This window comes from Streptomyces sp. LARHCF249 (assembly GCF_052871255.1).
In genome coordinates this window covers 1-19,411 of sequence record NZ_JBIXJQ010000014.1, presented here as the reverse complement: position 1 = coordinate 19,411, position 19,411 = coordinate 1, and the positions used below count along the sequence as shown (strand labels likewise).

17 protein-coding genes and 1 pseudogene are annotated in these 19,411 nt (G+C 69.1%); 11 read left to right on the top strand and 7 right to left on the bottom strand.

What is annotated here, in order from left to right; translation table 11 throughout:
* Positions 1-282: 282 nt before the first annotated feature.
* Positions 283-1,722 (bottom strand): Twin-arginine translocation pathway signal, encoded by a 1,440-nt coding sequence (locus tag ACIPUC_RS31605; RefSeq protein WP_446593818.1) that lies wholly within the window; start codon positions 1,720-1,722, stop codon positions 283-285.
* Between the two features lie 332 nt (positions 1,723-2,054).
* Here ACIPUC_RS31605 and ACIPUC_RS31600 point away from each other — a divergent pair, with 332 nt between their 5' ends.
* From ACIPUC_RS31600 to ACIPUC_RS31580, 5 genes are read left to right on the top strand one after another with little or no spacing between them, the layout of a single operon-like run.
* The gene (locus ACIPUC_RS31600) at positions 2,055-3,227 is read left to right on the top strand and encodes a cytochrome P450 (protein WP_446593817.1); all 1,173 of its coding nucleotides are present in this window, start codon (positions 2,055-2,057) and stop codon (positions 3,225-3,227) included.
* 38 nt (positions 3,228-3,265) lie between these two features.
* A complete protein-coding gene (locus ACIPUC_RS31595) occupies positions 3,266-4,666 on the top strand; it encodes a preATP grasp domain-containing protein (RefSeq protein ID WP_446593816.1) in 1,401 nt (466 codons plus the stop codon).
* 14 nt (positions 4,667-4,680) lie between these two features.
* Positions 4,681-5,634, top strand: a complete 954-nt coding sequence (locus ACIPUC_RS31590) for an aspartyl/asparaginyl beta-hydroxylase domain-containing protein (RefSeq protein ID WP_446593815.1) — start codon at positions 4,681-4,683, stop codon at positions 5,632-5,634.
* Between the two features lie 23 nt (positions 5,635-5,657).
* Positions 5,658-6,812: a glycine amidinotransferase gene (locus tag ACIPUC_RS31585; RefSeq protein ID WP_446593814.1), complete on the top strand. Its 1,155-nt coding sequence runs from the start codon at positions 5,658-5,660 to the stop codon at positions 6,810-6,812.
* On the top strand, positions 6,809-8,053 hold the full coding sequence (locus tag ACIPUC_RS31580; protein ID WP_446593813.1) for an ATP-grasp domain-containing protein: 1,245 nt from the start codon (positions 6,809-6,811) through the stop codon (positions 8,051-8,053). Before ACIPUC_RS31585 ends, ACIPUC_RS31580 begins: the two co-directional genes overlap by 4 nt.
* A 59-nt stretch (positions 8,054-8,112) precedes the next feature.
* Here ACIPUC_RS31580 and ACIPUC_RS31575 read toward each other — a convergent pair whose 3' ends face one another.
* Positions 8,113-9,096 carry a phosphotransferase family protein gene (locus tag ACIPUC_RS31575; RefSeq protein WP_446593812.1) on the bottom strand — a complete coding sequence of 328 codons (984 nt, stop codon included), beginning with the start codon at positions 9,094-9,096 and terminating at the stop codon, positions 8,113-8,115.
* Positions 9,097-9,150: 54 nt separating this feature from the next.
* Positions 9,151-9,492, bottom strand: a complete 342-nt coding sequence (locus tag ACIPUC_RS31570) for a hypothetical protein (RefSeq protein WP_446593811.1) — start codon at positions 9,490-9,492, stop codon at positions 9,151-9,153.
* Positions 9,493-10,423: 931 nt separating this feature from the next.
* Here ACIPUC_RS31570 and ACIPUC_RS31565 point away from each other — a divergent pair.
* Together ACIPUC_RS31565 and ACIPUC_RS31560 are read left to right on the top strand one after the other, a co-directional pair.
* Positions 10,424-11,005 carry a DUF642 domain-containing protein gene (locus ACIPUC_RS31565; RefSeq protein ID WP_446593810.1) on the top strand — a complete coding sequence of 194 codons (582 nt, stop codon included), beginning with the start codon at positions 10,424-10,426 and terminating at the stop codon, positions 11,003-11,005.
* A gap of 323 nt (positions 11,006-11,328) precedes the next feature.
* Complete coding sequence (locus tag ACIPUC_RS31560) at positions 11,329-11,955, top strand: hypothetical protein (RefSeq protein ID WP_446593809.1); 627 nt, start codon at positions 11,329-11,331, stop codon at positions 11,953-11,955.
* A 204-nt stretch (positions 11,956-12,159) separates the two neighbouring features.
* On the opposite strand, the gene ACIPUC_RS31555 is transcribed toward ACIPUC_RS31560, so the two are convergent.
* Positions 12,160-12,435: a hypothetical protein gene (locus ACIPUC_RS31555; RefSeq protein WP_446593808.1), complete on the bottom strand. Its 276-nt coding sequence runs from the start codon at positions 12,433-12,435 to the stop codon at positions 12,160-12,162.
* An 863-nt stretch (positions 12,436-13,298) separates the two neighbouring features.
* On the opposite strand from ACIPUC_RS31555, the gene ACIPUC_RS31550 reads away from it, so the two are divergent.
* Both ACIPUC_RS31550 and ACIPUC_RS31545 read left to right on the top strand, forming a co-directional pair.
* Positions 13,299-13,688, top strand: a complete 390-nt coding sequence (locus tag ACIPUC_RS31550; protein ID WP_446593807.1) for a hypothetical protein — start codon at positions 13,299-13,301, stop codon at positions 13,686-13,688.
* Positions 13,689-14,174: 486 nt separating this feature from the next.
* Positions 14,175-14,867, top strand: coding sequence for a NucA/NucB deoxyribonuclease domain-containing protein (locus tag ACIPUC_RS31545; RefSeq protein ID WP_446593806.1), 693 nt, complete (start codon positions 14,175-14,177; stop codon positions 14,865-14,867).
* Between the two features lie 75 nt (positions 14,868-14,942).
* Here ACIPUC_RS31545 and ACIPUC_RS31540 read toward each other — a convergent pair whose 3' ends face one another.
* The 3 genes and pseudogenes from ACIPUC_RS31540 to ACIPUC_RS31530 form a co-directional block, all read right to left on the bottom strand.
* Entirely contained in the window at positions 14,943-15,296 is a 354-nt protein-coding gene (locus ACIPUC_RS31540; RefSeq protein WP_446593944.1) for a helicase associated domain-containing protein, read from the bottom strand.
* 159 nt (positions 15,297-15,455) lie between these two features.
* Positions 15,456-15,581: pseudogene (locus ACIPUC_RS31535) on the bottom strand (hypothetical protein); the annotation flags it as partial.
* A 45-nt stretch (positions 15,582-15,626) separates the two neighbouring features.
* Positions 15,627-16,436, bottom strand: coding sequence for a hypothetical protein (locus tag ACIPUC_RS31530; RefSeq protein ID WP_446593805.1), 810 nt, complete (start codon positions 16,434-16,436; stop codon positions 15,627-15,629).
* Between the two features lie 153 nt (positions 16,437-16,589).
* Here ACIPUC_RS31530 and ACIPUC_RS31525 point away from each other — a divergent pair, with 153 nt between their 5' ends.
* Positions 16,590-17,066, top strand: a complete 477-nt coding sequence (locus tag ACIPUC_RS31525) for a hypothetical protein (RefSeq protein WP_446593804.1) — start codon at positions 16,590-16,592, stop codon at positions 17,064-17,066.
* 292 nt (positions 17,067-17,358) lie between these two features.
* Positions 17,359-18,009: a CAP domain-containing protein gene (locus ACIPUC_RS31520; protein WP_446593803.1), complete on the top strand. Its 651-nt coding sequence runs from the start codon at positions 17,359-17,361 to the stop codon at positions 18,007-18,009.
* The last annotated feature ends 1,402 nt before the right edge of the window (positions 18,010-19,411 follow it).

The following is a 19,411-nucleotide window of genomic DNA, read 5'->3' as shown; positions in this document are numbered from 1 at the left end:
CCCGTCGGTATCCCGCCGACGCGTCCAGCTAACACTCCACGGGTTCAGCGGCGGTACATGACGTACAGCTTGCCGTCGTGGTCGGCGGCTGCCGGCTCGTCCAGGAGTTTGATCGAATCAACTGGCATGACCCGACCGTAGGACCGCTGAACAGCGGAACAGGCAAGTCATCGAAGCGGAACCAAGATCGGCCAGTTGTCGCTTACTGGTCTTCCGATCCTGCCCGAGGGCCTGATCAGACCGTAAGGCTGCGTGTGGCTGGAGCGCGGCGAGAGCCTTGCCTCAGGTGCTGGCGTTGCCGTGGTTGTCGATCAGGGGAACGAGGACGCGGACACGTTCGTGAAGGTCGCCTACCCCCGTAGCCGGTACGCCGGCCAGGACCTGGTCGAGGCGGGCGAGGCGGGCGCGCGATGTCGAACGCAGCCGGGCAGCGGGGACACGGGCGAGGACATCCAGGGCTCGCTGAGCGGCATCCGCGGGCTGGGTGGGCGCCTCGGCCTGCGCGAGCACCAGGGTGGCCGCAGCCCACCCGGGGGTAGCCATGGCAGTGGACGCGATGGACGTTTCGGCAGCAGAGCGGGCGCGGTTGTGGTGGCCGAGGGCGATGGCGGACTCGGCCTGGTGGAGGGTGTACTCGGCGGCGTCGAACCCGAACCGGCCTGGGGCGAACCCCACGCGATCGGATTCGAGTTCGCGGGCGGCCGCGGCAAGCGCCGTGTCGGCCTCTTGCTCCCGGCCGAGACCTGCGAGGGAGGTCAGCTGCGCCCATGCGTGTGCCTGGGCCTTCGGTAGGCCGGCGGGGGCGTGTGCGACGGCCCGCTCGGCGTAGGCCAGGGCGTTCTCGTAGCGGTTCTCGGCGCGGGCGACCATGCTCTGCGCGCCCAGGGCCCAGGCGGTCAGCCGTGCGTCGTCGGTGCGGGTGCCGTAGGCGGTGGCGGTGGCCAGGTGGGCGCGGGCGCCGGTGTGGTCGTCGAGGTGGAAGGCGAGGTTGCCCATCAGGGCCGAGAGCCAGCCGACGTTGCGTTGCAGTCCGCCCGCGACCTGCTCGTGGACGTGGCCGGTGACCAGGCAATCGGTGAGCAGGCCGCGGGCGGCCCGTACCTCCTCGAACAGGAGGTACGGGGGATGCTTGGGGTACGTGAGGGCGTAGTGTTCGACGGCCGCGTCAGCCAGCTCGGCGACCTCAGCGCTGCCGTGGGGATCGGCGAGAAGGGCGAGCTGGAGGGATTCACGGACGGCCGGAAGGCCGGCGGCTGTGGTCATGTGCACCACCATTTCCCGTGCGCCAGCGCTGCACGTGTCGGTCTCGGGCCGACCGTACCGGATCACGGTGGACAACTCGCGCTCCGGAACGACTTGTTCGGGCAAGCCCAGGCCGAGCTGGGCGGGGGTGGCGCCGTAGGCGCGGCAGAGCATGGCGGTGTACTCGCGGTCGGGTCGCTCGCGCGGGTCGTGTTCCCACCGGCACAGCATCGGGTCGGACAGGCTTCGCGGTAACAGCCCGTCGGCGACGTACAGGGCCTTGACCTGGGTGATGGTCTCGGAGCGGGACCAGCCCAGTGCAAGCCGCCAGGCCTCCAGCTGTTGTACCTCGGGCAGCGCCCGGCGGATCTCGGCGGCGGTCTGTTCGGTGTCGAGGCGTTCGCGCTGGCAGCGCATCCGGATGCCGACTGCCTCTTTCTTGATGGTGGCGCGGCGTGAGCGGGTGATGGCGGCGGCCATGGGCACCCCCGGCGGGAGCGGGATATCGGGACAGCCACCGTAGCCCACCCCTGTGACAGGGCGACACCACTCCGTCACTGGCCGTCCGGCGCATTGCGAGAGCCCCGCAATGTCCCTTCGTCCCGGTGGCAATGACGGCGGGTCAGGTGCGGGCTGACTCTGATGAGGCGAGCCCGACCGGGCAGCGAATCCCGAGGACGAAGGGGGGTGACCCCGCCATGTCCTACGACCACTGATCACCCGCGTGTCCCCCGTGACGGGGCCCGGGCCCGGCCTCAACGCCGGGCCCGGGCTCCTGTGCCACCCCGCCCCGAGATCACCTGGAGACGCTCGTGCTGCCGGTGCTGACCTACGAACCCCTCGACCCCGCCACCGTCAACAACCCCTACCCGGTACTGGCCGCCCTGCGCGAGCAGGTCCCGGTGTCCTGGCACGACGGCATGTCCTCGTGGCTGGTCACCCGGTACGCCGACTGCACGGCCGTCCTGCGCGACCACACCGTCTTCGCCCGCGACCGGCGCCGCACCGGCGCCACCGTGCCCGAGGCGAGCCTGAGCGTGCAGTTGCTGGACCCGCCCGACCAGGCCGGCGTGCGCTCGCTCTTCATGAACGCCCTGCGCGCCCAGGACCTGCCCGCCCTGGAGGCCCGAGCCCGCGACCGCGCCGCCGGCATTCTGCGCGAGGCGGCCGAGCGGCCGTCGTTCGACGTGATGGCCGAGCTCGCCGCCCCGCTGTCCCTGTCGGTGGTCTGCGACCTGCTCGGCGTGGACGAGCCTCCGCTGGCCGAGTTCGCCGCCGCCTCCGACGCGATCATGCGCAGCATGGACGGCGGCCTCGACCCCGCCCTCGTCGAGCCCGGCCGCCGGGCCCGGGAGGAGCTGACCGCGCTGGTCGACTCATGGTTCGCCGACACCGGACGCCCGAGCGGGCTCCTGGCCCACGTACGCACCCGAACCCCGACCGGAGCCGACGAGACGGAGGAGCTGTTCATCCGCAACACCGCGCGGGTGATGTTCCAGGGCGGATACAGCACCATGACCGCCGCCCTCGGCAACGCCCTGCACACCCTCACCGAACATCCGGACGCCCAGGATCGGCTGCGTCGCGACGCGAGGGTGGTGCCCTGGGCGGCCGAGGAACTGGTCCGCTTCGACGGGCCCGTCCAGGGCACCAGCCGCACCGCCACCCACGACACCACGATCGCCGGCATCCCGATCCCGGCCGGTGACGCGGTCGTGCTGCTCTTCGCCGCCGCCAACCGCGACTCCGCCCGATTCCCCGATCCCGACCAGCTGTTCCTGGACCGCCGCGACAACCGGCACCTCGGCTACGGCTGGGGCACCCACTCCTGCATCGGCACCCGCGCCGCACAAGCAGCCCTGCGCGCCGCCCTCGACGCCCTGCGCACCTACTCCACGCCGCTCCGTCCGGCGGGCACCGCCCGCAGGCAGCCATCGGCCACGATGCGCACCTTCGCCGTCCTCCCCGCCACCCTCCACCCCTGACGGCGCACCGCCGCCCGCCCTTCTGCTCGGAGAACCCCTTGCGCATCCTGATCGGCAACCACATCGACCCCGCGATCCGCCCCCGTACGGACATGCGGGCCTGGACCCAGCGTCTGGGCTGGTTCGCCCGCCCCGGCGACGTCCTGATCCTGTGCACCGAACCCGACCCGGCCTTCCTCGACTACGCCTGCAGCCTCACCGGCACCAGTGCCAGCGAGATCACCGTCCTGACCGCTCCGCCCGGCCGCTACGGCGGAATGCTCCTGGACCCCGAATCGCTCACCGACCCCGCCTTCCTCGACCAGGTCCGCGCCGCGCTGCGCCCGGCCGGCGGCCCGCAGGCGGTCGGCGAAATCTTCGCCCTGTGGCCCTCAGCAGCCGTCGCCCGCTTCGCCGCGGCCCTGGGACTCGCCGACCGGATGCCCGGCGTGGCGTACTTCGCCCAAGGCGGCGGCGAGATCGGCAACAATAAGGCCAACTTCCGGGCCATCGCCGCCGCAGCCGGCGTCCCCACAGTTCCCGGGGAGGTCTGCCGCTCCCGCGAGGAAGCCGTCGCCGCCACGCACCGGCTCCTGGCCCAAGCAGAAGCGCTGGTCGTCCAACAGGCCCACAACGGGGCCGGCGTCGGCAACCAGATCCTCCTGGCCCAGGACAGCACCCTGGCCACCGACCACGTCGGCGCCCGCCACCTGCACCACCTCGCCCCCGGCCCGGCCGGCGTCCCCGCCTACTGGCAGGAGCGCTGGGACTGGGCGTCCGCCGACGGCCGCCACCCCGTGGTCGTCGCCGCGTTCGCCCCCGGTGCCCAGGCGGTGTACTCCGAGCACTACGCCGACGACTCCGGCACCTGCCCGACCGAGCAGGGCCGCCTGCACTACGTCGGCCGCCGCCTCTCCCACCAGACCGTCCCCCTCCAGGGCGCCGACCCGCTGCTCCACGCCCGCCTGGTCGACGGCGGCACCCGCCTCGCCGAGGCCTACCGCGGGCTCGGCTACCGCGGCCACCTGTCCGCCGACGCCATCACCACCCCCGACGGCCGCGTCTACTTCACCGAGGTCAACGCCCAGGTCTCCGGGAGCCTGCACATCTACCAGGTCATCGCCCACCGGATCGTCGACACCTCGGCCCGCCCGGCCCGCGCGGTCGTCGAATACCACGTCCCTCCGACCTGGCACGTCCCCGACGCGGACGCGTTCCACCAGGCCCTCGCCGACCTCGACCTGACCTGGAACCCGACCACCCGCACCGGGGTGATCGTCTCCATGCCGATCGCCGCCAGCCCGGACGGCGCGCAGTTCGTCTTCTGCCTCGCCTACGACCCCACGACCGGCCACGAGGAGCCCTTCGCCCGGCTCGACGCCCGCTTCGCCACCCGCCCCGCGGCCGCCTTCGACCCAGCCGACCACGTCGGCATCCCGGTCACCGCCTTCTCCTCCTGAACGGAGCCCGCACCATGACCACCACACCCCTGCCGCCCGCGGCCGCCCGCCTGAACCGCTCCCTGGACGCCGACCGGCTGGCCGCAGACCTCGCCCAGGTGACCGGACACACCTGGGACCTCCAGCAGGGCCGCGCCCCCGGCGGACTGCTCGGCGCCGTCACCGACATCGACTGGCGGGTCCTGCCGCTGATCGCCCCGAACGGCGATTCCGACCGCACCGACCCCGGCGGCCCCGGCCCCGACACCTACGCCCCCACCGGCTGGCTGGACCGCATGCCCTACCTCGCCGAGGTCCTCGCCGCCATCCCGGCCCCGCTGAACGCCGCCCGCCTCATGGCGCTCGGACCGGGCGCCGTCGGCGAGCGGCACTGCGATCCCAAGTACAGCCTGGCCCGCGGCTGCGCCCGCCTCCACATCCCCCTGACCACCAACCCCGACGCCATCCTCTACCTCGACGGCACCGAGCACACCTGGCAGCCCGGCGAGTTCTGGTACGGGGACTTCTCCCGCGAGCACGCCGTCCGCAACCTCGGCACCACCACCCGCGTCCACGCCGTCATCGACACGCTGTTCACCATCGAGCTCGCCGCGCTGTTCCCACCGGCCTGGCAGGAGCAGCTGGCAGCCGCCGACGTGCTCATCAACTACCTCACCCCGATGGGCCGGAGCATCCCCGCCGGCCTGCCCCGCACCCTTCACCTGCCGACCGGGTTCACCGACTTCAGCCGAGACCAGCCCCTCGACGGCGACCCGACGCCCGCCCACCTGGATCACGCCGCCGACCACCTCACGCTCACCACCGCCGAGCGGACCTTCGCGCTGCTGCCCGCCAGCCCGGGGGAGTGGCGGTTCAGCGCCTGGAGCGAGGCCCGCACCCTCGCCCCCACCCCGGACGGCGGAGCCGTCCTGCACGCCCGCCACGGCCGCACCCACACCCACCGCACGCTCACCGCCGCCACGGCCTGACCCGCGAGACGAGGAACCTACCCATGCCCCTGAGCAGCCACGACGACTTCACCCGCCTGCGCGAGATCATCGTCGGATCCGCCGTCAACTACACCGGCCACGACCGCGACGTCTCCTTCGAGCTGTTCCACCACGAGAACCTCACCGGCTTCCGCTCCGACTGGGCCTACCCCCGCCTCGTCGCCAACACCGACACCGCCGGCGCGACGCCGCAGCAGTGGGCGATCAACCGCCGCTACGCCGAAGAACTCGCCGAGGACGTCGAAGACCTCGCCCAGGTCCTGACCGACCTCGGGATCACCGTCCACCGGCCGATCCCCCTGCCCGCCGACCCGGCCCCGATCGCCGGCCTGGGCTGGAGCGCCCCGCCGGTCCCCGCCCTGAACATCCGCGACAACACCCTGATCCTCGGCGACGAGATCATCGAGACCCCGCCCGCGATCCGCGCCCGCTACCTGGAAACACGCCTGCTCGCCCAGGTGTTCACCGGCTACTGGCAGGCCGGCGCCCGCTGGACCACGATGCCCCGCCCCACCCTGACCGACGCCAGCTTCGACCTCTCCTACGCCCGCGACGCCACCACCACCCTGGGCGGGCCCACCGAGCCCATCGACGACCCGCAGACCAGCCCGTACGACGTCGGCTACGAGATGATGCTCGACGGCGCCCAGGTCCTGCGCCTCGGCAAGGACCTCGTGGTCAACATCGCCCAGGCCAACCACGCCCGCGGCGCCGACTGGCTGGAGCGCCACCTCGCCGGCCGCTACCGCATCCACCGCGTGTACCGCATGGCCGACAACCACATCGACTCCATGCTCCTCGCACTGCGCCCCGGGGTGTTCCTCGCCCGCCACGACGGCATCCGCGACATGCTCCCCGAACCGCTGCAGAGCTGGAGGTTCATCGTCCCGCCCCAGCCGGACACCGGCGCCTTCCCCGCCTACGGCGACGCCGACCTCGTCCTGACCAGCCCTTACATCGACCTCAACGTCCTCTCCGTCGACGAGGACACCGTCCTGGTGAACCAGGACTGCACCGGCCTGATCAAGACCCTCGAAGCCGAGAACTTCACCGTCGTCCCCGTACGACACCGCCACCGCAGGCTCTTCGGCGGCGGCTTCCACTGCTTCACCCTCGACACCCGCCGAGACGGCGCCTGCGAGGACTACCTCACGTGAACCGGCCCGTCCTGCTCCTGGAGGCGGCCGGCCCCGAGTCCGGGCACCTGGCCCGCACCGCGGCCGCCTCCGGCCACCCCGTCCACACCATCACCACCACCCAGGCCCTGGCCGGCTACAGCCCCGCCCTGCGTGACCTGCTGGCCGGCACCCACACCACCGACCTGGGCAACCCGCAGCAGGCCCTCGCCGACACCGTCGCCTACGCCCGGCGCATCAACGCCGCCGCCGTCCTGACCACGAACGAGTACCTCACCCCGCTGGCCGCACACACCTGCGCCCTGCTGGACCTGCCCGGCAACGACCCCGCTGGCGCGCACGCCGCCCGCGACAAGGCCGCCATGGCCGACGCCTTCACCACTGCAGGCGTCACCGCGCCCCGCACCCACACCCTCGCGACCCCGGCCACGCTCCGCGCCCGGTTCCTGCGGCCCGGCATGCGGCTCCCCGTCATCGTCAAGCCGGCCGACGCCGCCGGCTCCCAGGGCGTCACCGTCCTCGCCCGCCTCCAAGACGCCGACACCGCCTGGCAGCACGCCCACACCGCACCGGGCATGTACGCGACCACGGCGGGCCGTACGGTGCTGCTCCAGCAGTACATCCCGGGGCGCGAGTACAGCGTGGAGTCGTTCACCCAGCACGGTCGTACCACCCACCTGGCCATCACCACCAAGACCACCACCCGCGGCACCCACCGCGTCGAACTCGCCCACACCCTGCCGACCCAGCTACCGCCCGCGGTGGAACAGGCCATTTACCGAGAAGCGGCGAAGGCGGTCCGCGCCATCGGCATCCGCAACGGCGCCTCCCACACCGAAGTCATCGTCACCCCCACCGGCCGCCCCTACGTCATCGAGACCGCGGCACGCATCGGCGCCGGCCACATCGGCGAACTCCTCCACCACGCCCTCGGCATCAACCCCTGGACCACCCTCCTCGACATCGCCCTCGGCCGCCCCGCCCGCCTCACCCCCGCCCGCCGCCACCACGCCACCGTCCACTTCCTCACCAGCCCGGCCGCCGGCCGCCTCACCTCCGTCACCGGCCTGCCCCGGCCAGGACCGGACACCCCCCTCGTCCGGCTTCGCGCCCGCCCCGGCGACACGGTCGGACCCGCCCACACCAACGCCGGACGGATCGGCAGCTTCATCGTCGTCAGCCCCGACGCCCACACCACTCAGGCCCGCGCCGCCCAACTGCTCGACGACATCGACGTCCACGTTGAACCGCAGTCCGCCTGACCGCACAGGGAAGGGGGCGCCACCCGGCCCGGGCGGCGCCCCCTTCCTCATGGCCGTGGTCAGATCAGCGCTGCCAACTCCTCGGCCACCGCTCCGTAGGAGTCCTCGACGCCGGCCTCGTTGCCGAGCCGGTGACGCTCCAGGCGCAGCGCGCCGAGGTGGCGCACCTCGTACACATGCCGCCGCCACGCGGCGGCCTCGGTCTCCTCCGGGCGGCTGTAGGAGTCGAAGAATGCCACGCGCGCGTCCTGCTTGGCCCGGGCCATCCGCATCGTCCAGTCCGCTTCCGGGTCGCCCCACCAGGTGCGGTCCATGTCCAGGACACCGCAGATCGTCGGGACCGGGGCGGCCGCGAGCATCGTGTTCACCGTCCACAGGTCCCCGGTCAACAGCCGCGGCACCGAGACCTCGTCCAGGACCTGCGCACCGGCCTGGGCGGCGTCGGCGGCCTTGCGGAGGTCGGCCGCGTCCAGGCCGCAGCTCTCGACGTCCTGGGCGATCAGGTGCAGGGACGTGACGACGGCCTCGCTCCAACGGGCGTGTCCGGGGCCGGTGACCGGGCCGAACCAGAGCCCGGCGACGGCGTGCACGGCCGCCGTGATCTCTCCCATCTGCCGGAAGAACGCCCCGTGTGTCTCCTTCGGGTACGACCCGAGCAGTTCCGGCGCTGGGGTGCCGGGCAGGAAGGACTGGATCATCCAGTCCCGGCCGATGACGGCCTGGGTGAAGTCGGCCGCCAGGACCCGCGGCATCAGGTCGGCGATCGGGGCGAGCCACGGCACCGACGCGTACTCCGAGCGCATGAGCTCCTGCTCGGAGTGGAACTGCCTGTGCGGTTCGGGTGCCACACGCAGGACGATCGGCTCCTCGCGGCCGGCCAGGTCGATGCGGTAGGTGGTGTTGTACATGCCGCCGCCCAGCTCTGTCGCGGAACGGACCTCGGTGCCGGGCCCGAAGGCGCGTCGGGCGACCGCCAGGATCTGGCGTTCGGTCAGGCCCTGCTGAAAGGCGTTGGCGGACCGCTCGATGACGTGGAGTTCCACGGGGCTTCCTTCCGGGCTGTGAGGACTTCGGGGAACCGGGCTGGGTCTGTCGGTTCAGGCCCTGCGGCTACGGGGCCGGCCATTGCGTTCCAGCACGACACCGAGCTGCGAGGGCTGCATCGCGGCGGCGATGCCGATGGCCCGGCGGTTGGCGTTCGGGCTGGTGGCGTCGGCCGCTGCGATGTGACGTTCGCGGGACAGGGTCAGGTGGGCGATGAGTCGGCTCAGCAGGCTAGTGGAGGCGATGAGCTCGTCGAAGTCCTCGGCCTTGGGGTCGATGACGGCAGGGCTGTTCGTGAGGCCGTCGTACAGGGCGAGGGCGATGTCGTCGGGGAGGTCGACGGTCTGGGACCCGCCGGAGGCGCCGGGCAGGTCGAAGGTGATGCGCGTGGTCAAGGGGTACCTCCACGAGAGGGTGTTTACGAAAAGCTACACCCGTAGGAATTACTACACAAGGGTTTTGGGGTCCCCTCAGGACTGAATGCCCGTGGAGTGTCAACCTCAACAAGCCACGCGGGAACAGGAAAAGCACCGGCCAGCGAGACATGCCACCGCCCCCATGCCCGGTGGCCCCGCGGACACCACGGCGCTTCCTGCCGGATCTCGACCGCACAAAATCTTTACGCACCCCTAACCCGGAAAAGCATCCTCGCGGCAGAGCCAGGTTGGCTCCCGGAGTAGTCCGGGAAAGCGGCAGCGGCGGACACTGGACCGCCCCGTGCGCCGCGCCACGCCGCTACCGCTTCTGACAGACGCCCGCAGGACGCGGCAGATACGGTCGCGGGCCCTCACCCGTCGCGGGCGTAGCCGCCACAGCCGTCCCATCCGAACCGCGCTACGCCCTCCACATCCGTATAGATGCGTCACATTCGTGTAGAGGCGCTGGACTACAGCGCATACCTCAACACCCTGCCCGCTCCGCCACCCGCTCCGTACGGACCACCGCCGGCAACCCTGAGGAGGCCGGCACCACAGGCAAGGCGTCCACTGCTCAACGAACGCTGACCCCTGTCGGTTCGGACCTTAACCCGGCCTTGACGATCGCCGGTCCGCTGCCTGTACATAGCCGCTCCCGTGATCGGGACGACCTTGCTGTTGGGCCGCTTCCGGCGGGTGGTCCTGTTGTACGACCGGCGAGGAGGCGTTCATGCCGGAGTGCGGAGACGGCTTTGGGACGCCCAACGTCGTGACACCCCGGCCGTAACGTTTACTCATTGTAATCAATCAGTGCCAAGCGATAGCTTCTCGTCACTGTCCGTCAAAAGACGGGTGAGTCATAGGAGGTACCGTGTTCCGGCACAGCACGCCCAAAATCGCTGCGGTGATCGTGTCCGCGCTGAGTGTCCTGCTTCTGCAGGCCACCTCCGCCCAGGCGGAGACGCGTGTCCATGTCCGCAACGGGTCGTTCACCGACCCGCACGTAACCGAGAACAGCTACCGCACGTTCGGAGTGGGTAACGGCATCGACGGCTGGACCGTCACCCAGGGCAGCGTCGACCTGCTGGGGTCCGGCTTCGCCCAGCGGGACGGCTACGTCCAGGCCGTGGACCTCAACGGCGATGGCCGCGGCGCGATCCGCACGCAGATCGACACCACGCCCCGCCACCGGGTCTACGTGCACTTCAAGGCGACCGCCAGCGCGGACCCCCGAAAGATCTGCACCGGCTCCAACATCCCCGAGGCGCTGCTGCGCGTCCAGGGCGAGGACGGCAAGGGTGCCTTCGAGAGCCTGGGCAAGCCCGACGCCAACGCCGTGGCGCACTGGCAGGACTACACCTTCGAGTACACCGCGACCCGGGAGAACGGGTTCGTGACGTTCTCTTCGGTCAACGACTCCGCGTGTGGGCCCTGGATCACGGACGTCCGGGTGTACGAGTCCGACCGGCCCGAAGGCATCCCGATCCACTGAAGCGCCGGGGCCCGCTCCACGGGCCCCGGCCGGTCCGCTGCCGGACGCACGCGCAGGAGACGGCCCGGTGGTATTGCCCAGACCACTGGGCCCCAGACCCCTGGCCGCACACGCCTCATCGGCACGGGCTAGCCGCGCCCTAACCGGGCACGCCCCGGGCCCGGGGGCCGGATAAGGACGTCGTAGAAACGGTGTCTAAGCCGGTGTGGTGATCCGCATGATTGGAGCCTTCGTCAAGTATCAATTGCCGCAACGAATGGTGCCGGAGTTCGCCGTTCGTTTCTGTACCGCAGGGATCCTGGACACCAAGGCTGGAGAGAACGATGACGAATCCATTTGGCGGGTTTGACGGCGAAGAGCCCGAAGAGGATCGATCGCAGTCGCCGGACTCGGGCAGCGAGTCGTGGGGTAGCGACGACTCCCAGCCCGACCGCGACGATCGGAGTACTTCGGACACCGACAACTCCTACCAGGGAGACTCGAGCGAGGAACCGTGGAACGACGGCGGCTCTCCGTCTGGAGGGGACGACCAAAGCACCGACAGCGGCAGCTCTGGCGGCGGCTCCACGGACTCCGGGAAGAATTCACCCGAGTGGGAAATCGTCACGATGAGCGGCGTGGACAACGTGCCGGCAGGGTACGTCGCCCTCTACGACGACAGCGACTTCAATCAGGATGAATACTCCAGGGAGTCCACGGGCGGCCAGGTACTCCTGACTAGGGTCAGCATTCCGAGCCTCAAGGCAATCGGGTTCAACGATCGGGCCTCGTCGGTGAAGAACGGGGCTGCGTACGCGGCAATCCTCTTCGCCGATGTCGACTATCAGGGGACGAGGCTCCTCGTGCCGTCCGGCGAAGGCAAGCCCAACTTGTTCACGTCCGCTCAAGGGGACTCCTACAGGGAGCGTTTCAACGACACCGTCTCGTCCGTAAGGATCAACACCAACTAAGTTTGACTCCGTCGGGAATCTAGGGGGTGGTCGAGGTCACGCCATAAGAAACGATGTCTTATCCGACGCGACACCACCGCAAGGGAGTTGGCCGCGCGCTCGGCACCTTCTACGCCGGGGCCCCGCTCTGCGGAGGAGGCGGCTGCGATCGGCGCCCGGGTGTTCGTGTGCGTTCATGCGCGCATCATCCTCGAAGGTCGGACGTCACCGATTGACGGGGCAGTCGTAGGCGCCGTTCGCCTTGTAGGTGGGCGAGCCGCCCCGTGCCCAGTCGGCGCAGCTCGGCACGCGCCAGCCACGAGACTTGCCGACCAGCGGCTCGGTGCCGGAACCCGGCCGGTCGTAGTTCAGACCCGTGCAGGAGCTGCCCGGCTCCATGCCGAGGTCGTTGCAGTCGTTGCTGATCTTCTGGGCGCCCAGGTCGTACGGGGAGCTGGACTTGTTGCCCTTCTCGGCGGCGATCCAGAAGTTGTACGCCACTCTGGTTTCGACCCGCTCGCCCGCGGCTGCCTGGGACCATCCGGTGGGTGAGTGTGCGCCTTGAACCGCGGTGAGAGGTCTCGCCCCGTGCCGGCACCGCAGGAGCAGACGATGGAACCGACGACACGATGCCGCCCTTCGGCGGACCCGTTCCCATTGAAGGTCATCTTCTGCGGCTTTTGCCGGGCCACTGCGGCCACTGGTGGAGTGCGGACTCTCAGCGCTGACGGGGAATTCTTGTCGGTGACCTGGCACATCTCTGCCTGCCCGCACCATGCAGCCGATCTCATCCTCGCCGAGGACAACTGACGGCTGTGTCTGCGGCGAACCGCCGCGACATAAGTCTGACCTTTCAAGGCGGCCGCCGCTTCGGGCGGGAATTCCCTCGGAGCTCGGATCGGACTGACTCACCTCTTGCCCCACACGGGACAGTAGCGACTGCAACGCGCCCACCCGTTCCCGGCAACACAAGGGGTGCAACATCGACCCCGTTGCACCCCTGACCTGCATAAAAGGTTGTGCAACGCGCCCCTGCGAGGCGTGTTACGCGGCGCCTTGGGCCTACCTATGCCCAGCGCATCCCGACCTTGGACAGCTGCTCCACCACCTCGGCGTCAGCGTTGCGGCCCGGCGGCGCTCACCGGCCCGGGAATGTGCTGACGATGGCTTGTACCTGGCCGGCCATCAGCTGCCCAGCTATGAGTGATACGTGCCGGACAGCCTCCACACCATCTGGTTCGGTTCACTGGAGGCTGATGGGGCCGTGTACCGCTGGACATGTTCCGGCTGGACCATGGTCACGTCCTGGGCACCGACTAGCTAGTCGAGTGGCACTGCGCTGTACTGCCGAGCATCATGAAAAAATGGATGCCAGTGAACCCGGTGCGCGCCCGGTGGAGCTGCCGGTCGAGTCCTGGCTGGTCATCGACTCTGCGATGGGTGCCGAGACCAGCGTGGCAGGCCAGATGGGCGACGAGGCAGGGGTTGTCGAACTCGGCCTCAGTGTCCGCCGTGCAGGCTGGAATGCGCTGCCGGACTGGCCGTCTGACCCGCAGGGGTTCACCAGCTGGCCCGAGCCTGGCCGGCAGGTCACGATCGCACTGAGCGCATCTCAGTGGTCGCTGGTTTTGGCTGTGTTGGACCGGTGGGCAGACGTCTGTGACAGCCTTGACGATCCCGAGCAGGCTGAGGAGGCAAAGCGCTACCGGGCCATCGCAGAACACCTCCGTAGTGATCTCGATTCGACGCCTTGACTGCGTGTCAGCAGGCTCGAAAGCCGCCTTTGCGGCGGCGACTGACAGCTGCCGCAAAAACGCGTGTCTGGTCGTTTCGCCGAAACGTATCCCGGGTCATGTTCCTGTGAGGGAGCTTCGATGCGTGCGCGACGTATATACCGGCTGCTGCTGATAGGCGTGATCCTGGCGCTGCCTCTCAGCAGCACAGCAGTGTGGGCCGAGCCGTTCCCGCCAGCGCAGCGCGCCACTCAAGCGGAAGCCGCTCCCGCCAAACCTGCGGAACGGGTAGGGGCCACCGTCGGGCCGGCGAGGATGGTCCCGTCAGGCATTCGGGCGGTACGCGACTGTCCAGCGGTTTCGCGGTTCACAGCATGCGACACAATACCTGCCTTCATCGATGTCGTAGATCGGGACAAACTAGGTGGCAAGGTCATAGGGGGAGTCTTCTTCGATATCACCCTCGGCTACCATACTGAGTCTTTCAGTAATCGCTACCGTGCCTCGGTGCACGTCAAGGTCACCAAAGCCTTCGGCCTCACCGCCGGCACGGTGACCACTCTCACGGCCACCTGCACGACGCCCTGCAAATCCTCTGGATCAGCCACTGGCCCCACCGCCTCTGTTGGGCAGGACTGGGACGGCATGCTGTTCTTCGAGGACGCTGTCGTGAAAGACGAGACCCACATCAACGTGGCCACCATCGTGATGGCGCCTGCCAATCCAGCGTTCGAGGGCCAGAAAGGTGGCTCGGGCCGGGCTGCCGCTGAGATCCGGTGCGACGACACCTTCCGCCGTAAGAATCCAGGCTGCGTTGTCCGTCACTTCATCCCGACCATGACTGAGATGGCCCAGCTGCCCACAATCGCCGCCAGCATCCGCTCCATCCAGCAGCGCGGCGGCGTCGGAGTGCCCAACCAGCCGCTGAAAGCCCTCACCCGGATAACCGACGAAGCGCGAATTGAAAAGAACCGCCAGGCCGTTTGCGGCCGCTCCGTCGTTGGCCCGGCTCCCAAGGGCATGCAATGCGACGAGTACCCATTCGCTTCCACGCTCAATGGCGGCACGGCCACGCCGAAGGATGCACGAGGGGTGGCGTGGGTACCCGCGGAGGAGAACGCAGCGCAAGGCGGCCTCCTTGGCGGCTTCTACGCCAAGAACCGTGTTCTGAATGGTGATCACTTTTACGTGCGGGTGTGAGCAGGGCTGGCGTTGTGGCCGGTGGCGGGAGGCAGGTGCTGCCTCCCTTGTCCGTCTGGCGGTTGACGACGCTCATCACGCCCACCTCATCCCGACCTTGGACAGCTGCTCCACCCGCTCCGGTGTCAGGGTGGCGGCCCGGCGGCGCTGGTTGTCGACCCAGGTCCCGAGCTTCAGCGGGACGTCCCGCCGCGCCTGGCCGTCGCCGCCGAGGGTGATGGTCTCGACGTGCTTGCGGGGCACCGTGAGGTGCCCCTCGCGCTCGAAGAACTGGGTGGCGGCGGCGAAGTGCATCGCCCACTTGTCTGCCTGGCTGGTGCGCGGCTTCGGCTTCTCGTCCTCGCTGGCGGGCTCGATGCCGAGGACCTGTTCGCACATCCACTGCTGTACCCCGGTGAGCTGGTCCCAGCCGAGCCGGACGGACGTCACCCACCGGCCTGGCGCACGACCTCGCCCGCCGTGGTCGGCAGCGGCTCGCCAGCGTCCAGGTGCAGCCGGACGAGGTGGAAGCAGCGCTGCCACGTCACCGGCCAGCTCCTCCGCGCTGCGGACCGCCACCCTCGTCTTTCCGGACCCGGTTGCCATGATTACCTGCGTCCGCAGCCCCCGCTCAGGCACAAGCGATCGTGCAGGCAACTCAAGGGCATGCCGGACCGCATCAATGGCTTCGCGTTGGGTGGTTTCGCGCTGATCAGCGCGGGTCGCGGTCGACATATCCGTCCGTCTTCTCCTGGGCCTGGTGGAAGAGGCGCGATGTGGTCACCTGGGCTGCTCGTTCCCGGCCTGCTTGCGGCGGCGCCTGTGTTCGCGTTGGGCTTGGGCGCGGGCGCATTCGCGGGTGCAGTACTTGATGCCGGTCGTGCGGTTCTGTCCGTATTCGGCGCGGCCGCGTTGGCGGACGAAGGGGCTGCGGCAGGTTTCGTTCGCGCACTGCCGGACGGTCGCTTCCTCGGCGAGGTGGTTGTACAGCTGCAGAAAGGCGACGGAGAGGAGCGAGGGGCTGCGCTCGGTCAGGCTACCGAGGCCGACGCTGAAGGGTGCGAGGGCGCTGCGCAGGGCGCCTCGCAGGTGCGCGAGCCGCAGGGACAGGGTGATGTCGCGCAGGTGGTCGAGGTCGCGTGGATAGATCTCGTCCTGGTGGGCGTTGTCGGCCCGTGCCAGTGCGAGGTGTTCTTCGGAGACTTCCGTCTCGACGAGTTCGTCGAGACCTCCTTCGCGGCGGCAGGCTAGCCATGTCGAGATCGCCCGCTGGGCTTCGCTGATGTGGACCTCGATGAGGTCGCCGTGCAGGGACCAAGGGCCGAACCGTGGATGCTCGCGGTCGTCGAGCTCCCGGAGCCGTTCGAGTTCGGGCAGGTCCCAGCTTCCCGAGTTGATGCTGCCTCCGAGGTGCCCGTAGGTGCGCATCCAGCCGGCCACGGTGACCAGGTCAGCGGGTTCCACCGCCATCAGTTCCCGGATGTAGAAGTCCTCGGGCAGGCAGCTCCTCTCCTGCGGAGGGGAGAGGGGGCCGCCGATGTCCCAGACGATCCATTCGCCGTCCGCGCGGGCGCCGGCCAGCGGGGTCATCTCTGGCGCCGGGACAGGAGTACCTGGCCAGAGAGTAGGACGAAACCGTGGGTCAACGTATGCCGCCATGCAGGGCATCATAGCCCCGAGGAGAGATACGAAAACCTGGAGTCTCGTACCACGCTCGCGGAACTGTCGGAATGAGGAGACGAAGTGACGCACTGGCAGGAACGAAAAACCCTCGGAGAAGCTCACGAACAGCGAGTGGCCGCCGCACTGCGCCAGCACGGCTGGACCGTCCAGGAGTGCGGCCAGGGAACCTACCCACCCGCCATCCAGCACGCGCTCCGTCACACCCGCTCCGCGCTCCGCCAGTTCCCCGACCTCATCGCAGCCCGCGGACCAGAACTGATCACCATCGACGCCAAGGACCGCATGCCCAGTACCGATAGCGACCGGTACGCGATCAGCACGGCCACGCTGAACGCCGGCCTCCTGTTCACGGCGACCCACGCCCCCACCCCGCTGTACTACGTCTTCGGCGACATGAAGGTCCTCACTCCTGCGGAGATCCAGCACTACACCGCGCATACCCGTGCCCACAGAAGCGGGGCCTGGGCCCTGGTCTCCACAAGCCGCGCCCATGCATTCAAGGCGGTCTTTGGGCTTCCCACGGAACTGGTTGCCTGACGCGGCTCAATGACCGGTGGCTGGTCCTGGCCGACGACGGCAGGTCGCCGCTGTCGCCTGTGTGCCCGGCCGCCAGGTCCGCTCGAGGCAAATGCCGAGGGCGCTGGTGTCCGACACTCCTGGCCGACGGATGTTTTTCCCCGCTTTGCATGGCCCGCGGCCAGAGACTGTAATGGGATGTGGGGCCCGTTCGGAGCCATCACATCGCCTCGATACGAGCCGTGCCGGATAGGCAGCAAGCGTGGTTGTGCCTGTCGTTCCGGCGCGGTGGAGTTGTGAGAAGGGTGAAGCAATGCAGCACCCACACGCCTCACGAACAAAGATCGCGCTCGTCGCTGCCGCTGTTCTGGCAGGAGCGCTTGTTCCTGTCACTGTCACTCCTGCGGCAGCCCGCCCGGCACGCTGCGACAGCCTGGTACAGGGCTTCTACGACCGATCACCTTTGACTGGCGGTGTTGCCCCGGGCCTGTGGAACTACAGGCTTGCCCAGGCAACGCACTGCCTCATCAACGCCGAGCGCGCCAAAGTGGGGGCGCCACCGCTGATGACCGGCGAGCAGACGGGTGGCCCTCTCATCAACGCTGCGGATGCCCACGCCCGGGCTGCTGTGACGCTCAAATGGTGGGGGGAGAACAAGGACTCTCACACGAATCCACAAACTGGATCAACGCCGGAGAGCCGCATCAGAGGAGAGGGATTCTGTGCGCAGGGCCGGACTTGGGCCGTGTACGAGATCACCCACACCGGCTGGGGCGGCAACGGGACTCCCAGGGAGGCAGTGAAGGCATGGATGGCCAGCAAGGGAGACCATCCTAAGATCATCAAGGATCCGGCCCTGACCTGGATCGGCGTGTCGGTGGTGCCAGGAGCGGCTGATCCGGCTGGCAACGGTTGGCGCGATGCAGCAACCTCCGTCGTGACCTTCGGATACTGCAGGCAATAGCAGGTCCCGCTCGGGTGGCGAGATCCTCTGATCGAGCCACTCAACGGTCCTTCGGGTAGGGGAGCGCAAGGCAGTGGGAGCTCTGTCACGCGTTGGTCGTTGCCAGCCGATCTCGCCTAAGGGTGGGGACTACCGGCCTCACCGCTTCGTTGCTCGCCAGACCGCTCATGCCCAGTCGTGCGATCTCTCGGTTTCGGGACAGTGGTGTGAGAGACAGTGGGCTTTGGTGTGTTGCTGCTGGTCGGGTGCTGTTTCGGGGTGTGGGGTCACTGTCATGGACGTGAGAGATCGGTGGGGGATTGCTGTCCTTGGCGTTTATCGCACCAGGGGTGACACTGTCTCAGTTTCGTGAGTTCTGATCCGCTGGCTGGTGGGTGGTTGGTGTGATCGAGGGGTGGATCAGGAGGAACGGCTCCAGTCGCTGACCGGGTCGGACGTTGCTTTGCCGGCCGAGTCGGTTCGGGCGTTGCGGGGGCCGGTGGTGTGCCGGCTGCTGGGTCTGTGCCGGGAGGGGAAGCTCACCACCGGGCATGTGAGGTCGGCGGCGGATGCGTTGGGAGTGCGAAACGCGCGGTGTGGCGGTGGCTGGCTGCTGCCGAACAGGACAAGGCCGCGGCTACGGCGCCGGGGGAGAGGACCAGGTACTACGGGCGGTTCACGGTCACCCCGGAGGTTCGGGCGTTGCTCGGCTTGTGGAGGGGGAACGTTGCTGCTGTTCATCGTGAGCTGACTGCCCGCGCGGCTAGGGGTGAGGGGGAGCCGCCGCCGTCGATCCCGACGCTGCATCGCGCGATCCGGCGTGATCTGACAGCGGGGGAGCGGGCGGGGCTGACGGGTGGGGAGCGTGAGGCCCGCAAGCATAGGAGTACTCCGATGAACCACCCTTCTGACGCAGTCACCGCATTGCGACATCAATGAACTCCAGCCTCCCCTGGCCGTTGGAGCCGTCCCGGTAGCCGGCGGGGCTGACTGCGCAGCTTCACTGATCCTCGACAACGAGGCCCGGTCCCGCACCGAAGCGCCATGATCCCCTGGTTCCAGAATCAATCTGGCCTCTAAAATGAAGCACCGAGGCGACCGGGCCTCTCACGCCCGGATCCTCCAGGCTTCTCTTCATCCGCTGACAGGAATCGGCATACCGATGACAGTGGACTTCTCATCAGCACACTGGCACAGCCGCGGCGAAGTCCAGCCCCTCTCCCGTCACCCCCGGGACCGATCCCTGCTGCTGGCCGCCCGCAGAGCGGGCTGGTCCTGGAGGCGGAGCCGAAAGGGCCCGGGTGGGGGAGCGGAGCGGACCCGCCCAACGAGCCGGAGGCCCAAACCCCGTGAAACAGGGTCACTCAGGCCTGCGGAGCAGGCCGTTCGGGGTGGAGCGAAGCGGAACCCCGAACAGTCCGGA

Excerpts from the sequence above, each read along its gene's own strand:
- ACIPUC_RS31605 (WP_446593818.1), bottom strand. The coding sequence starts at position 1,722 with ATGGCCGCCGCCATCACCCGCTCACGCCGCGCCACCATCAAGAAAGAG.
- ACIPUC_RS31590 (WP_446593815.1), top strand. The coding sequence starts at position 4,681 with ATGACCACCACACCCCTGCCGCCCGCGGCCGCCCGCCTGAACCGCTCC.
- ACIPUC_RS31585 (WP_446593814.1), top strand. The coding sequence starts at position 5,658 with ATGCCCCTGAGCAGCCACGACGACTTCACCCGCCTGCGCGAGATCATC.
- ACIPUC_RS31560 (WP_446593809.1), top strand. The coding sequence starts at position 11,329 with ATGACGAATCCATTTGGCGGGTTTGACGGCGAAGAGCCCGAAGAGGAT.
- ACIPUC_RS31550 (WP_446593807.1), top strand. The coding sequence starts at position 13,299 with ATGGATGCCAGTGAACCCGGTGCGCGCCCGGTGGAGCTGCCGGTCGAG.
- ACIPUC_RS31530 (WP_446593805.1), bottom strand. The coding sequence starts at position 16,436 with ATGACCCCGCTGGCCGGCGCCCGCGCGGACGGCGAATGGATCGTCTGG.
- ACIPUC_RS31520 (WP_446593803.1), top strand. The coding sequence starts at position 17,359 with ATGCAGCACCCACACGCCTCACGAACAAAGATCGCGCTCGTCGCTGCC.